This is a genomic window from Streptomyces sp. NPDC051243, from assembly GCF_044455405.1.
GTDB lineage: Bacteria > Actinomycetota > Actinomycetes > Streptomycetales > Streptomycetaceae > Streptomyces.
In genome coordinates this window covers 26446-40334 of the sequence record NZ_JBITES010000024.1, presented here as the reverse complement: position 1 = coordinate 40334, position 13889 = coordinate 26446, and the positions used below count along the sequence as shown (strand labels likewise).

Sequence of the window (13889 nt, the reverse complement as noted above, 5' to 3'; positions counted from 1 at the left end):
TGGTGTGGAGTGCGTGAGAGGGCTGTAAGATCAGCCCACTTTTGAGGGGGGTGCGACGGCCGGGCCGGGGGCATCTGAAGCAGGTCCGATGCAGCGCACGCTCCCCCCTCGTGTTCCTGGGGAGGGTTCGCCTTGGCTCGTCATGCCTGTGTACGTCTCACGCGCGCGAGACGCGCCGCCATCGCGGTCGCCGCGTCCGCAGTGCTCGCGACGGGGCTGGGCCCGCTGGGGCCGGTCGCGTCGGCGGAGGAGGCGGCGCAGGAGACGGTGGTCCCTGCGAAGGTGCGCAGCAACTACACGCAGGCGAGTCTCTTCGGGGCCGACACCACCTCGGGCGGGGACGGTGCGGGCCGCCAGGGAGTGTTCCACTGGCTGGAGGGCCGCTCCGGCCCGGTGTGGACCCGTTACGCCGACGGCAAGTCCTTCGACATGCCGTCCACCACCGACACCGTGATCACGCGAGGGACGGGCAGTGACGTCCTCGCGTACCGCTACAGCGACGGACGTGTCGTCCTGCGCAACGCCGCGGACGGCACGGCGGCCACCGTCCAGGTGCCCGAGGGCCATACCGTGTACGCCGGTGTCTTCGGCAGCGTGGTCGCGACCAACCAGGACGTCACCGCCGAGGACGGAACCACGACCCGGGTCCGGCATCTGCTCACCGCGGGCCCCGACGGGACAACCCGGGACGTGATCGTCGGCGGCGCTCCCTCAGGCATGAAGCTCGGGGGGCCGATGCGGGGCGACGCCACCGGGATGCTCTTCTACGCCGTGCTGGACGGCAGCCCCCGTGTGGCGGCCGTCGACCCGGAGACCGGCCTGGTCCAGAGCTGGACGCCGCCGTTGTCCGGCTACACGTACACCAAGATCTCGGCCGAGCACCTGGTCGTGTACGGCGGCGTCAACAGCACCAAGGTCTCCGTGTTCTCCCGGTCCGACCTGTCGGCCGCCCCCGTCGAGGTGACGCTGGACGGCACCGAGGGTGCGCGTGCGGCGGACAACCTGGCGGTGGTCGGCGACTGGCTCGTCCACCGTCCGGGCGGCGTGAACAAGGTCACCGCCGTGCCGATCGCGGGTGGCGAGCCGGTGACCCTGCTCGCAGCGTCCAGCGACGCCCTCTCCGCGGTACCGGACGGCACCGCTGTCGTCATCGGCCGCACCGGTTCCGACGACTGGGGCGTCCAGCGCATCCACCCGGGCGCCGACGGCAGGCCGACGGTCACCATGGTCAAGGCCCTCCCCAAGCCGCCGTACAAGATCCAGGGACTGGCCCTGGACCAGGGCCGGCTGCTCATCGCCGACGAGAGCTGGGCCGGGTACCGCGACACCTACGTGCGGACGGTGGCCGCCACCGGCACGCCCACCTTCGGCGAGCGTTCCTCGTACGACGGAACCGAGCTGGTGATGTACGACTGCCCGGCGCAGGAGGGCGGCTGTGCCCTCCACGGCACGGCCGACAACCGGGCCGTCTGGCTGATGAAGGATTCCGCGGGCTACGACCGTCTCCGGGTCAACGGGCCCGCCCCGTACGGCTTCTGGGAGCGCGGGGTCCCGGCGGGCGGGCGGATCACCGATGTCTCCGGCGAGTACCTGATCCACACGACGGCGACCCAGCAGACCGTCCTCAAGATCGGCAACGACGGTACGCCGGCGGTGACCCGCGCCCCCGGCGCGGCCGCCCTCTCCGGCGACACCCTGTGGACCGCGGGCACCACTCCCGGCAGCGTCACCGCGTACGACCTGACCGCGAAGAAGACCACCGAGACCGTCACCACCGACGCCGGCTGCACCCCCACCGAACTCCAGGCGCTGGGCCGGTACGTGTACTGGTCGTGCGGGGACGACAAGGCCGGGGTCTACGACCGTACGGCGAAGGCGTCCGTGCCCGTGCCGGGCGGTGAGGCCAAGCTCGGGGACGGGTATGTCGTCACGCATGACAGGCAGGCCGGGAAGCTGACCCTCACCACGGTCACCGCAGGCACGCCTGTCAGCCGCGTGATCGGCGACCTGCCCGACACCGGCGTCTCGCAGCGCGACGTGCGCTGGACGGTCGACGAGGCGGGCGCGAACGCGGCGTACGTCGACGACCAGGAGTGCGTGCACCTCGTACCGTCCGGCGTCGCGCAGCAGCCGCTGCGGCTGCTGGGGCCGGTGCGGAAGGCGTCGTCCGTCGAGGCACGGGAGATCGACACGACGCCCGACACCCTGGCCACCGTGCTGCTGTCGAAGCCGTCTTCGGGCTGGGACCTGACCGTTCGCAATCGCGCCACGGGCAAGGTCTACGGCGACGGCGTGGACGGCGACGCGGCACGCGGTGAGTTGAGTGTCGGCTGGTTCGGCCACGATCCGGCGGCCTATGGGGGCGTGTTCCTGCCGAACGGGATCTACGACTGGACGCTCACCGTCACACCGGCCGACGGTGTCGGCGCTCCGCTGGAAGTACGCGGCTCGGTGCAGCTGCTGAACGGCAGCCCCGCGCGCCACGACCACGTGGGCCCGGACGGGCTGCCCGACGGCGATGCCGACCTGCTCACCCTCAACTCCTCGGGCACCCTGACCTTCCAGCAGGGCACGGGCAAGGGCACCTTCTCCGGGAAGGTGTCCGGGGGCGGCTGGTCGACGTCGGTCGTCGCGGTGCCCTTCGGTGACCTGAACAGCGACCGCTGCAATGACGTGCTGGTGCGGATGAGCGACGGCTCGCTGCGCGGCTACAAGGTCAAGTGCGGGCTGGCGCCGGAGCCCTCGATGTCGTACACGAAGCTCGGCACCGGCTGGAACGCCTACAACGTCCTCACCTCCCCCGGCGACCTGACCGGCGACAAGCGGGCCGATCTGCTGGCCCGGAAGGCATCGACCGGGGACGTCTACCTCTTCGCGGCGAAGAGCGACGGGACGCTGGCCGCGGGGAAGAAGATCCGTTCGGCATGGACCGGTTACACGAAGATCGTGGGCGCCGGCGACCTGAACGGCGACGGTCACGGGGACGTCCTCGCCCGGGACAGGGCAGGGGCGTTGTGGCGCTACAACGGCCTGGGCAACGGGCTGTTGAAGGACCGGGTGAAGGTCTTTTCGGGCTGGGGTTCGGGCTACAACGTCATCGTCGGCGCCGGGGACATCACCGGGGACGGGAAGGCCGACCTGGTTTCGCGGGACGGCAGCGGCAATGTCTGGCGCAACAACGGTGACGGCAAGGGGTCGTTCGGGCCGCGGGTGAAGATCGCGACCGGCTGGCAGGGCTACAAGGGCATTTTTTAGCCATGCTGTGACGCATGTCACGCCCCCGGTGAGGGAATTGCTGGGGGCATGACAGATGACGGCATAGCGAGTGGGCGGTCGGACGGGAATCTCTCGGGGCTCTCGGACGAAGAACGGCTGGCCCAGCTCGGCTACACGCAGGTTCTCGCCCGCCGCATGTCGGCGTTCTCCAACTACGCGGTCTCCTTCACGATCATCTCGGTCCTGTCGGGCTGTCTGACCCTCTACCTGTTCGGCATGAATACGGGCGGCCCGGCCGTGATCACCTGGGGCTGGGTCGCCGTAGGCCTGATGACGCTGTTCGTCGGTCTGTCGATGGCGGAGATCTGTTCGGCGTACCCGACATCCGCCGGCCTGTACTTCTGGGCCCACCGGCTCGCCCCGCCCCGCACGGCCGCCGCCTGGGCGTGGTTCACGGGGTGGTTCAACGTGCTGGGCCAGGTGGCGGTGACGGCCGGCATCGACTTCGGGGCCGCGTCCTTCCTGGGCGCGTACCTGAACCTGCAGTTCGGCTTCGAGGTGACGCCGGGGCGGACGATCCTGCTCTTCGCGGGCATCCTGGTCCTGCACGGCCTGCTCAACACCTTCGGCGTCCGCATCGTGGCGCTGCTCAACAGCATCAGCGTGTGGTGGCACGTGGTGGGCGTGGCGGTGATCGTCGGGGCGCTGACCTTCGTACCGGACGAGCACCAGTCCGCGTCCTTCGTCTTCGGCGAGTTCGTGAACAACACCGGCTGGGGCAGCGGGGTGTACGTGGTGCTGCTGGGGCTGCTGATGGCCCAGTACACCTTCACCGGGTACGACGCCTCGGCCCATATGACGGAGGAGACGCACGACGCGTCGACGGCCGGTCCGAAGGGCATCGTGCGGTCGATCTGGACGTCGTGGATCGCGGGGTTCGTGCTGCTGCTCGGCTTCACGTTCGCGATCCAGTCGTACGACGGCGCCCTCACGTCCCCCACGGGCGCGCCGCCCGCGCAGATCCTGCTCGACGCGCTGGGGGCGACCGCGGGCAAGCTGCTGCTGCTCGTCGTCATCGGGGCGCAGCTGTTCTGCGGGATGGCGTCCGTGACCGCCAACAGCCGCATGATCTATGCCTTCTCGAGGGACGGGGCACTTCCGTTCTCCCGCGTCTGGCACACGGTCAGCCCGCGCACGCGCACGCCGGTCGCGGCGGTGTGGCTGGCCGCGGGTGGGGCGCTGGTGCTGGGGCTGCCGTATCTGATCAATGTCACGGCGTACGCGGCGGTGACCTCGATCGCGGTGATCGGCCTGTACATCGCGTACGTCATCCCGACGCTGCTGCGGGTGCGCAAGGGAGACGCGTTCGAGCGAGGGCCGTGGCACCTGGGCCGCTGGTCGGGGGTCGTGGGCGTGGTGGCGGTGGTATGGGTCGGCGTGATCACCGTGCTGTTCATGCTGCCGCAGTTGTCCCCGGTGACCTGGGAGACCTTCAACTACGCGCCGGTCGCCGTGCTGGTGGTGCTCGGGTTCGCGGCGGTGTGGTGGGCGGTCTCGGCTCGGCACTGGTTCCTCGATCCCGAGCATGAGCGGACGATCGCGCGGGAGGCGGGGCGGGCGGGGGCGCCCGAACCGGTTGATCCCTAGGGTCCCGGTGCGCCGTGGACCCGCGGCACCCGGTGTGTGCGGACTCGGTCGTGCGGGCCCGCTCGCGAAGGCTCCCTCCGGCGCGGTGACACGACCGCTGTCCGCCCCCGCCCGCACCCGTCCGTGGCCCCCGACGCGGCCGTGACCCCGATACCCGATCGGAGACACGGCCGGGTCCGGCTATGCTCGGGGTGGCAACATCGCCTGGGCCCTTAGCTCAATTGGCAGAGCAGTGGACTTTTAATCCATTGGTTGTGGGTTCGAGTCCCACAGGGCCTACCGGTGGTGGTCGGGGTGTAAACCCTCTGACCTGCTGTGCAGCGCCTGAGTCGGCTTCGGTCGGGTCGGGCGCTGCTTCGGTTTCGAGCCACTGCGTGGGCCGCTGGGCAGGAGTGGTGGAGTCCCCTCCCTCACTCAGCATTCGACGAACACCTACCGGAAGTCGGTGAGGGGCATTGTGGCGCAGTACCCGAAGGCGACGTATTGCGCCTTCCGTACCTGAGAGGCAGGGCCACCGCTCGTGGCGGCGTCGCGCCGGGCTGCTCATGGCCGTGCTCTGCGCGGTACTGCTCACCGGGCTCACCGCGTGCGGTGGCGGGGACGGCGCTGAGGCGAACTCCCCCGATCTGGCGGACCAGGACCGTTTCCTGCACGACTACGTGGAGTACCTCAACGAGTCGGACGAGAGCGGCCTGGCCCGGCTTCTCGACGCCCATCCTCAGGGAGGCAAGGACGCCCGTGCCCGCATCAAGGCGTACGGCGGACAGGGCTGGGACGTCCGATGGAGCCGTATCTCGGAGTTCGAGGGGGTATGGCGGGTCGACATGACCGGCACCGCTCGCACCGAGGACAAACCCGTCCGCGTCACCGAGACGGTCGCCTGGGAGGACGGGAACTGGGTGATGGCCCCACTGCCCGGCGTGGTACCGACACCGTCCAACGCGGCAGGAACCGAACCACCCGGCTGAGCCCGGCGTCGATGGGCAGGCGACGGGGGATGGCAGGAGGTCCGTGTGGTCCCGGAAGGGTCCGCGTCGACCTCCGCCCGGGCCGTCGGGACGGCCTTCATGGGCAGGTGTGGGTCACGTCGGCGCGTGGCCTGCTCTGGTGGCCGTCAGCCGGCGAAACTCGTGCTCGGTGAGCGGGAATCGCGAGGAGAGCACCGCCGACCGCAGGTCTCCGGCGAGCGCGGCGGCGAGGAACCCGGTGCAGTTCATCGGGAAGTGCTCCCAGCGGTCGCCGCGGGCCTCGTTCACCATGACCGTCCACTCGTCGGGGCTCCGGTCCGGCCGGACCAGCCAGTAGAGGCACTCGCCGTTGTCGGTGGTGGCCCAGGGGATCACCCGACTCCGACCGTCCGCCAGTTCAGCGGGCTTGGTCTCGACCTCCCAGAGCCATTCCAGCGCCTCGGTCTGCTGGTCCTCCCACTGGATGAGGTCGTAGTGGCGGTTCGGGCAGTCCGGCTCGAGCACGTACAGGTAGTCGTCCCAGTTGCTGCCCCCGAAGGTGTGGATCAGCTGCTTGTAGTCGGTGGGGAGGGCGACGCCCAGCCGTGTCTGCGCCGCATCCCAGTCCGTGTTCCTGGTTCGGACGGGGGCGTGACCAAGTGGGTGAGGCGGGTGAGTGCGGCGTTCATGGGGTCTCCGGCGTTGGTGAGTTGCGGGAAGTCGTCCGATGTGGAACCGGAGCGAGGGCGCCGGGCCGACTGTCCGCTTCTCGCGGTGCGGTCTCCGTGACCGGGGTGCCCGCGCTGCACGGGCCGGGGGAGCGGGCGGAGCTCGAAGCGGTCGTCGGGCAGGTCGTCGGGTTCGTGCTGAGCGGGGAAGGGCTGCCCACCGTCTAAGTCAGCGGCGACAACGCCCAGCTCGGGCCGGTCGCGGAGATCGCCGAGCGGTTCGGGCCCGTCGACACCGCCGTCCTGTTCGCGGGCGCCGCCCGTACCGCCGTCCTCGACCGTCAGTCGCTCACCCTCGACAACGCGCGGGCCGCGGCGGCCGCCCGGATCCTCGGGGCCCGGCGGATCGTTCCCGTCCACTTCGACAGCTGAGCCCATTTCACCGAGGGATGCGAGGAGTTGGTGGCGGCGTTCACCTCGGCGGGGCTGATCGACCGCGTGCAGTGGGGGTGACCGGAGGTCACAGCGCCTTGCCGGCGGGCACGCCGAGGTCGCTCAGCAATGCGCGGACCCGGCGCTCGATCTCGTCGCGGATCGGCCGTACGGCGTCCACGCCCTGGCCCGCCGGGTCGTCCAGTGTCCAGTCCAGGTAGGTCTTGCCGGGGAAGACCGGGCAGGTGTCGCCGCAGCCCATCGTGATCACCACGTCCGAGGCCTGGACCGCCTCGCTGGTCAGGATCTTCGGGGTCTCGGCCGAGATGTCGATGCCCGCTTCGCTCATCGCCGCCACGACCGCGGGGTTCACCGTGTCGGCGGGCGCCGAGCCGGCCGACCTGACCTCGACCGCGTCACCGGCGAGGTGGGTGAGGAAGGCTGCGGCCATCTGGGAGCGGCCGGCGTTGTGGACGCAGACGAAGAGGACGGACGGGCGCTCGGTGGGGGTGTTGGTGGCGGTTGGGGCGGGGGTGGGGTCGGAAGCGGGGTTGGGGTTTGGGGTGCTCATGGCGGTGACCTTCTGTTTTCTGTGTTGCCGTCCGGGCGGTGGCGGTGGCGGTGGTCCGTTGAGCGTGGCTCAGGGTGTGGTGGTCGCGGTCGTGGGCGCGGCGGCGTTCGAGGTTGCGCCGGATGCCTCTCGGTGAGCGGGGGGCGATGTCCGTACGGCCGTGCCCCGGCGGCCGAACACCCCTGCCACCAGGGCCAGTCCGAGCAGGCCACCGACCAACTGCGCCGCCACGAAACCGCCGACCGACGCCGGTGCGATCCCCGCGAACGTGTCGGTGAACGCCCGGCCGGCCGTCACCGCCGGGTTGGCGAAGGACGTGGAGGAGGTGAACCAGTAGGCGGCGCCGATGTACGAGGCCACGGCGACGGGAGCGAGTCGGTCGCGGCCCACGCGGGTCAGGCCGAGGACGAGGAGGATCAGCCCGGCCGTGGCCACGACCTCGCCGAGCCACAGCTGGCCGGCCGAGCGGTCGTGCGTGGACCACTGGACCAGCGGCCTGCCGAACATGGCGTCGGCCAGCATCGCGCCCGTGATCGCGCCCGCGACCTGAGCAGGGATGTACGCGGCCACGTCCCGCCCCGTCGGTCCGTCCCCGCCCCGGCGTCCGCTGAACCAGACGGCGAGCGTGACGACCGGATTGAAGTGGGCGCCGGAGACCGGGCCGAGCAGCGTGATGAGTACGCCCAGGCCGAAGACGGTGGCCAGCGAGTTGGCGAGCAGTTGCACTCCGATGTCACGGGACAGCTCGGTGGCCTGGATGCCGGAGCCGACCACCACCGCGACCAGCGCCGCCGAGCCGACGGCCTCGGCCGCCACCCGCCGGGCAAGCGGCGCGCTCACGCGGGCGCTCCGGCGGCCTGCGGCGTCTTCAGGAACTGTGCGAGCAGGTCGAGCGTGTCGGGCAGCACCCAGTAGTAGACCCATGTGCCCCGCCGCTCGCAGTCGATGAGTCCTGCCTGACGGAGGAGTTTGAGGTGGTGGGAGATCGTCGGCTGGGACAGTTCGAAGGCCGGGGTCAGTTCACACACGCAGACCTCGCCGCCGTCCCGTGAGGCGATCATCGACAGCAGGCGCAGCCGCACCGGGTCGCCCAGGGCCTTGAACAGCTTCGCCAGTTCGGTGGCCCGGTCGTCGTCCAGGGGGGCGGAGGTCAGGCCCGCGCAGCAGGCGTCGGCCGCGTCCTGGCCGAGCACCTCCAGCTCTTGTTTCGACATACTTCTATGTTGACATCTGTCTATGCAAGGCGCAACCTTGTATAGACAGATGTCAATACAGCACGCCACGGGATCCAGGAGTGAGTCATGCGCGATCAGCCCACCGACCTGCGCGAAACCGTCCGCCAGCGGTACGCCGCCGCGGCCCTGAAGGTCACCGAAGGCGGCGCCGCCTGCTGCGGTTCCGACTGCTGCGGTTCCGACGGGTGCGGCCCCGAGCCCGTCGAAGTCGACGAGAACTTCGGCTCCACGCTCTACGCCGCCGCCGACCGCGACACCCTCCCCGCCGAAGCCCTCGCCGCCTCCCTCGGCTGCGGCAACCCCACCGCCGTGGCCGAACTGCGCCAGGGCGAGCGCGTTCTGGACCTGGGCTCCGGCGGCGGCATCGACGTCCTGCTCTCGGCCCGTCGGGTCGGCCCGGCCGGCAAGGCGTACGGGCTGGACATGACCGAGGAGATGCTCGCCCTGGCCGTCGCCAACGCGGCGAAGGCGGGAGTCACCAACGTCGAGTTCCTCAAGGGCGCCATCGAGGCCGTCCCGCTGCCCGCCGCCACGATCGACGTCGTGATCTCGAACTGCGTGATCAATCTGTCCGTCGACAAGCCGGCCGTCTTCGCCGAGGCCTTCCGTGTGCTCAGGCCCGGCGGCCGGATCGGCGTCACCGATGTCGTCGCCGACGACACCCTCACCCCCGCCCAGCGGGGGGAGCGCGGCGACTACGTCGGCTGCATCGCCGGAGCGCTGTCCTTCGCGGAGTACCGGGAGGGGCTGGAGGCGGCCGGGTTCACCGATGTGGAGATCGCCCCGACGCACGCCGTGGCCGACGGGATGCACTCGGCCGTCGTCCGTGCGGTGAAGCCCGTGTAGACCGACTTGCCGTCACGTGGCTGACAAGGCTCATGGATCTCACAAGCCCCCCTCGTCACACAGGAATGTCACAGCCTGGTCCGTTAAGTCCCCAGTGGCGTATGGCGAGTATGTGCCAGCCCGCGATCTCCCCTCCGTGAACTATCAACAGAAATCGGTCCCTTGAGGGAAGCTAGGCGATCATCCGGGATCACATTCCGGACCGCGGCGGTCGAAGGTGCTCGATCCGGCCGCCGACGTCTACGTTCCTTCAGCACCAGGGATCACCATGCCCACCACCCCCCACCCGGCCCCGATATCGGGCGCGAAACGCATCGCCCGTATCGCCGTGGCCGCAGGCCTCGTCGCCGCGCTCTCCGCGGCCGGGCCCATACCCCTCGCCCTCGCCGCGGACGGCCAGCAGGCTCCCGCGGCCGACCCCGGCGTCAAGTCCGCCCACGACAAGCTCGGTTCGGACGACGCCAACCTCCTCGCGGAGGCCAAGGCACAGCGCGACAAGACCGTCACGATGATGATCGCCACCGCACCCGGCCAGACCGAGAAGGTCGCCGCGGAGCTGGACGCGATCAAGGGCGGCTCCGTGGGCCGTACGTACGACAAGCTCGGCTACGTACGGGCCACCGTGCCGACCGGCAAGGCGGACTCGGCCATCGCGGCCGCCGCCAAGCTCTCCTCCGTGCAGGCGATCGACCTGCGGGACGAGATACCCCTCGAGGAGCCGCACCTCGACGGCGGCGGCAAGTCGAGTGCCTCCGCGGCCACTTACCCCGGCCCGGACCAGAACACCCCCGCGAAGAACCCGTACAACCCGTCCTTCGAGACGGGCGCCGTCGACTTCGTGAAGAAGAACCCGAAGGCGGACGGGCGCGGAGTCACCATCGGCGTCCTCGACACCGGTGTCGACCTCGCCAGCCCTGCCCTTCAGAAGACGACGACCGGCGAGCGCAAGATCGTCGACTGGGTGACCGCCACCGACCCGATCGTCGACGGCGACGGCACCTGGCGGGCGATGACGACCTCCGTCTCCGGGCCGTCCTTCACCTTCGGCGGCAAGAGCTGGAAGGCCCCCGAGGGCTCGTACCAGGTCAGCACCTTCCGCGAGGCCGTCACCAACCAGGGCAAGGTCGAGGAAGGCGACGCCGACGGTGACGTCAACCGCGACGGCGACACGACCGACGACTGGGGTGTTCTCTACAACCCCGCCGCCGGCACGGTCACCGTCGACGTCAACGACAACGGCGACTTCACCGACGACACCCCGATGAAGCCGTACAAGGACGGCCAGCAGGTCGGCCACTTCGGCACGGACAACCCGGCCACGGACATCCCGGAGAGCCAGGACTTCGTCGTGGAGGTCCGCAAGGACGTCCCGATGGACCCGCTGGGCGGCGACTGGGTCGGCAAGAAGGCCGACTTCGTCAACATCGGCCTGACCGCGGGCGCGCACGGCACCCACGTGGCCGGCATCACCGCCGCCAACGGGATGCTCGGCAGCAAGAACATGAACGGCGCCGCCCCCGGCGCCAAGATCGTGTCGTCCCGGGCCTGCGTCTTCGGCCCCGGCTGCTCCAACGTCGCGCTCACCGAGGGCATGATCGACCTCGTCGCCAACCGCGGCGTCGACGTCGTCAACATGTCCATCGGCGGCCTGCCCCCGCTGAACGACGGCAACAACGCCCGTGCCGAGCTGTACACGCGGCTCATCGACACCTACGGCGTCCAGCTCGTCATCTCCGCCGGCAACTCCGGCCCCGGCGCCAACACCATCGGCGACCCGGGTCTGGCCGACAAGGTCGTCTCGGTCGGCGCGGGCGTCTCCAAGGAGACCTTCGCCGCCAACTACGGCACCGGCGTGGCGAACGAGTACCAGCTGTTCAACTTCTCCTCGCGCGGCCCGCGTGAGGACGGCGGCTTCACGCCGACCATCGTCGCCCCCGGCTCCGCGGTCAGCCCGATCCCGGCCTGGATGCCCGGCGCACCCATCGCCGAGGCGGGCTGGAAGCTGCCGGCCGGCTACGCCATGTACAACGGCACCTCGATGGCGTCCCCGCAGGCCGCGGGCGCGAGCGCGCTGCTGCTGAGCGCCGCCAAGCAGCGGGGCATCAAGGTGACGCCCGAGAAGCTGCGCACGGCTCTCACCTCGACGGCCAGGCACATCGAGGGACTTCAGGCGTACGAGGAGGGCTCCGGCCTCATCGACGTCGTCGACGCCTGGAAGGCGATCAAGGCGGGTGCCACCGCCCACGACTACGCCGTGAAGGCCCCGGTCGACACCGCGCTCGACCAGGCGCTGAAGACGCCGGGCTTCGGCACGGGCGTCTACGACCGTGAGGGCGGCCTGAAGGCGGGCCAGAAGAAGACGTACGACGTCACCATCACCCGTACGTCCGGTCCCGCAGGGTCGCTCCCGCACATCCTGAGCCTGGCGAACAACAAGGCCCGCACCTTCTCGATCGTCGGCCCGAGGATCGTCGACCTGCCGCTGAACAAGGCGGTGACCGTAAAGGTGCAGGCCGCGCCCAAGCACGCGGGCATCAAGAGCGTGATCCTGGAGGCCGACGACCCGAGGACGGTGGGCGTCGACAAGCAGATCCTGAACACCGTCGTGGTCTCCACGCCGGTCCAGCACACCTTCACCGCCTCCGGCTCGGTGCAGCGCAACAACTTCAAGTCGTACTTCGTCACCGTCCCGGAGGGCGCGAAGTCGCTCGAGGTCACGCTGGGCGGTCTGAAGGACGGCAGCCTGGCGAAGTTCAGCGCCATCAGCCCGTGGGGCGTCACGGTCCCCGACAACGACCCGAACACCACGGACATCGCCTCCTACGAGGACCCGCTGCCCGGCGTCTGGGAGATCGAGGCCGACGCGCGCCGTACGTCGGCTCTGCTGGACAACCCGTACAAGCTGAACGCCACCGTCTACGCCGCGGCCTTCGACCCGGCCGCCGTGACCGTGCCGGAGGCCAAGGTCGGCACCCCGGTCGCCGCCTCCTGGACGGTGACCAACAAGCTGGAGGCCGTCGACGGCAAGCTCAAGGGCGGTGCGCTCGGCTCGTCGAAGACCGCGCGGCCGACCATCGCGCACGGCGCCACGCAGACCAGCACCGTCGAGGTGCCGGAGGGCACCACGTCGCTGGACGTCGCCATCGGCAAGGTCTCCGACCTGGGCTCCGACCTCGACCTGAACGTGTACGACGCCGCGGGCAAGCTCGTCGGCCAGTCCGCGGACGGCGACTCCGAGGAGGCGGTCTCGGTCGCGAACCCGGCCGCGGGTACGTACACCGTCGAGGTCGTCGGCTTCGAGGTGCCGTCCGGCTCGACCGAGTTCGACTACCGGGACGCGTTCTTCTCCACCGCGCTCGGCTCGGTCACCGTCGACGAGTCGCCGGTGAAGCTCGGCACGGGCGACACCGCGAAGGTGTCGGCGAACGTCACCGTCGCGCGGGCCGTGCCCGAGGGCCGGCAGCTCTTCGGTGAGGTACGGCTGGTGAACACGCGCGGGACGACCGCCGGTGTGGGCGGGGTGACCATCGAGAAGGTCACGCCGTAGTCGTCGTACCTACGACTGTGGGGCGGGCGTCCGATGCCGGGCGCCCGCCCCTTCGTCTTGCCGTCTCGCCGTCGCTCAGCCCGCGTTGAGCCCCGCGAGCTCGCCCAGCGGCAGCGTGTGCTGGGTCTGCAGGACCTTCGCGCGCAGATAGCGGACGTTGTCCGGGGTGGCGAAGACGCCGGTCGGGACGCGGTCGCGGACATCGATGCCGAGGGCGCGCAACTGGTCGGCCTTGTCGGGGTTGTTGGAGAGCAGGTCGAGTTCGCCGATACCGAGGGCGGTCAGCATCTGGGCGGCCGCCGTGTAGTCGCGGGCGTCCTCGGGCAGGCCCAGGGCGGCGTTCGCGGCGTAGGTGTCGAGGCCCTGGTCCTGGAGGGCGTACGCGTCGAGCTTGTTGTAGAGGCCGATGCCCCGGCCCTCCTGGCGCAGGTACAGCAGCACGCCGCCGCGCTCGGCGATGCGCTCGACGGCCTCGCGCAGCTGGGGGCCGCAGTCGCAGCGGGCCGAGCCGAAGACGTCGCCGGTCAGGCACTCGGAGTGCAGACGGACCAGCGGGGTGGTGCCGGGGGCCGGGTCGCCCAGGACGACGGCCACGTGTTCCTGGCCGTCGGCGAGGCCGTGGAAGGTGACCAACTCGGTGTCGACGCGGTAGCCGTCGTGGAAGCGCAGCGGGACCCGGACGCGGGCGCGCTGGGTGGCGGCGGCGGTGAAGTCGGGCATGCGGGTTCTCCGGGTTCCGTACGTGGCCGTCTGCTTCAGATTTGAAGCAGCTCCTCGGAC

10 protein-coding genes, 1 tRNA gene and 1 pseudogene are annotated in these 13889 nt (G+C 70.4%); 7 read left to right on the top strand and 5 right to left on the bottom strand.

Translation table 11 applies throughout. The features are described 5' to 3' along the window. Positions 1-132: 132 nt before the first annotated feature. The 4 genes from ACIBAG_RS42090 to ACIBAG_RS42075 all read left to right on the top strand — a co-directional run bounded on the left by ACIBAG_RS42090 (position 133) and on the right by ACIBAG_RS42075 (position 5831). The gene (locus ACIBAG_RS42090) at positions 133-3255 is read left to right on the top strand and encodes an FG-GAP repeat domain-containing protein (RefSeq protein ID WP_399112957.1); all 3123 of its coding nucleotides are present in this window, start codon (positions 133-135) and stop codon (positions 3253-3255) included. 48 nt (positions 3256-3303) lie between these two features. Next, complete coding sequence (locus ACIBAG_RS42085; RefSeq protein ID WP_399112955.1) at positions 3304-4863, top strand: amino acid permease; 1560 nt, start codon at positions 3304-3306, stop codon at positions 4861-4863. Between the two features lie 206 nt (positions 4864-5069). Then, positions 5070-5142: transfer RNA gene (locus ACIBAG_RS42080), tRNA-Lys, on the top strand. 266 nt (positions 5143-5408) lie between these two features. Then, positions 5409-5831 carry a hypothetical protein gene (locus ACIBAG_RS42075; RefSeq protein ID WP_399112953.1) on the top strand — a complete coding sequence of 141 codons (423 nt, stop codon included), beginning with the start codon at positions 5409-5411 and terminating at the stop codon, positions 5829-5831. A gap of 114 nt (positions 5832-5945) precedes the next feature. Here ACIBAG_RS42075 and ACIBAG_RS42070 read toward each other — a convergent pair whose 3' ends face one another. Then, positions 5946-6380, bottom strand: a complete 435-nt coding sequence (locus ACIBAG_RS42070; protein WP_399113098.1) for an SMI1/KNR4 family protein — start codon at positions 6378-6380, stop codon at positions 5946-5948. Positions 6381-6583: 203 nt separating this feature from the next. Here ACIBAG_RS42070 and ACIBAG_RS42065 point away from each other — a divergent pair. Further along, positions 6584-6991, top strand: a pseudogene (locus ACIBAG_RS42065) (MBL fold metallo-hydrolase); the annotation flags it as partial. A gap of 7 nt (positions 6992-6998) precedes the next feature. Here ACIBAG_RS42065 and ACIBAG_RS42060 read toward each other — a convergent pair. From ACIBAG_RS42060 to ACIBAG_RS42050, 3 genes are all read right to left on the bottom strand, one after another. Then, positions 6999-7481: an arsenate reductase ArsC gene (locus ACIBAG_RS42060; protein WP_399112951.1), complete on the bottom strand. Its 483-nt coding sequence runs from the start codon at positions 7479-7481 to the stop codon at positions 6999-7001. Between the two features lie 69 nt (positions 7482-7550). Then, on the bottom strand, positions 7551-8405 hold the full coding sequence (locus tag ACIBAG_RS42055) for an aquaporin (protein WP_399112949.1): 855 nt from the start codon (positions 8403-8405) through the stop codon (positions 7551-7553). After that, positions 8318-8695: an ArsR/SmtB family transcription factor gene (locus ACIBAG_RS42050; protein ID WP_399112947.1), complete on the bottom strand. Its 378-nt coding sequence runs from the start codon at positions 8693-8695 to the stop codon at positions 8318-8320. Before ACIBAG_RS42050 ends, ACIBAG_RS42055 begins: the two co-directional genes overlap by 88 nt. An 87-nt stretch (positions 8696-8782) precedes the next feature. Here ACIBAG_RS42050 and arsM point away from each other — a divergent pair, with 87 nt between their 5' ends. Both arsM and ACIBAG_RS42040 read left to right on the top strand, forming a co-directional pair. Continuing rightward, entirely contained in the window at positions 8783-9562 is a 780-nt protein-coding gene (gene arsM / locus ACIBAG_RS42045; RefSeq protein WP_399112945.1) for an arsenite methyltransferase, read from the top strand. 268 nt (positions 9563-9830) lie between these two features. Next, on the top strand, positions 9831-13109 hold the full coding sequence (locus tag ACIBAG_RS42040) for a S8 family serine peptidase (protein WP_399112943.1): 3279 nt from the start codon (positions 9831-9833) through the stop codon (positions 13107-13109). 75 nt (positions 13110-13184) lie between these two features. On the opposite strand, the gene ribA is transcribed toward ACIBAG_RS42040, so the two are convergent. Continuing rightward, positions 13185-13829, bottom strand: a complete 645-nt coding sequence (gene ribA / locus ACIBAG_RS42035) for a GTP cyclohydrolase II (protein ID WP_399112941.1) — start codon at positions 13827-13829, stop codon at positions 13185-13187. Positions 13830-13889: the final 60 nt, after the last annotated feature.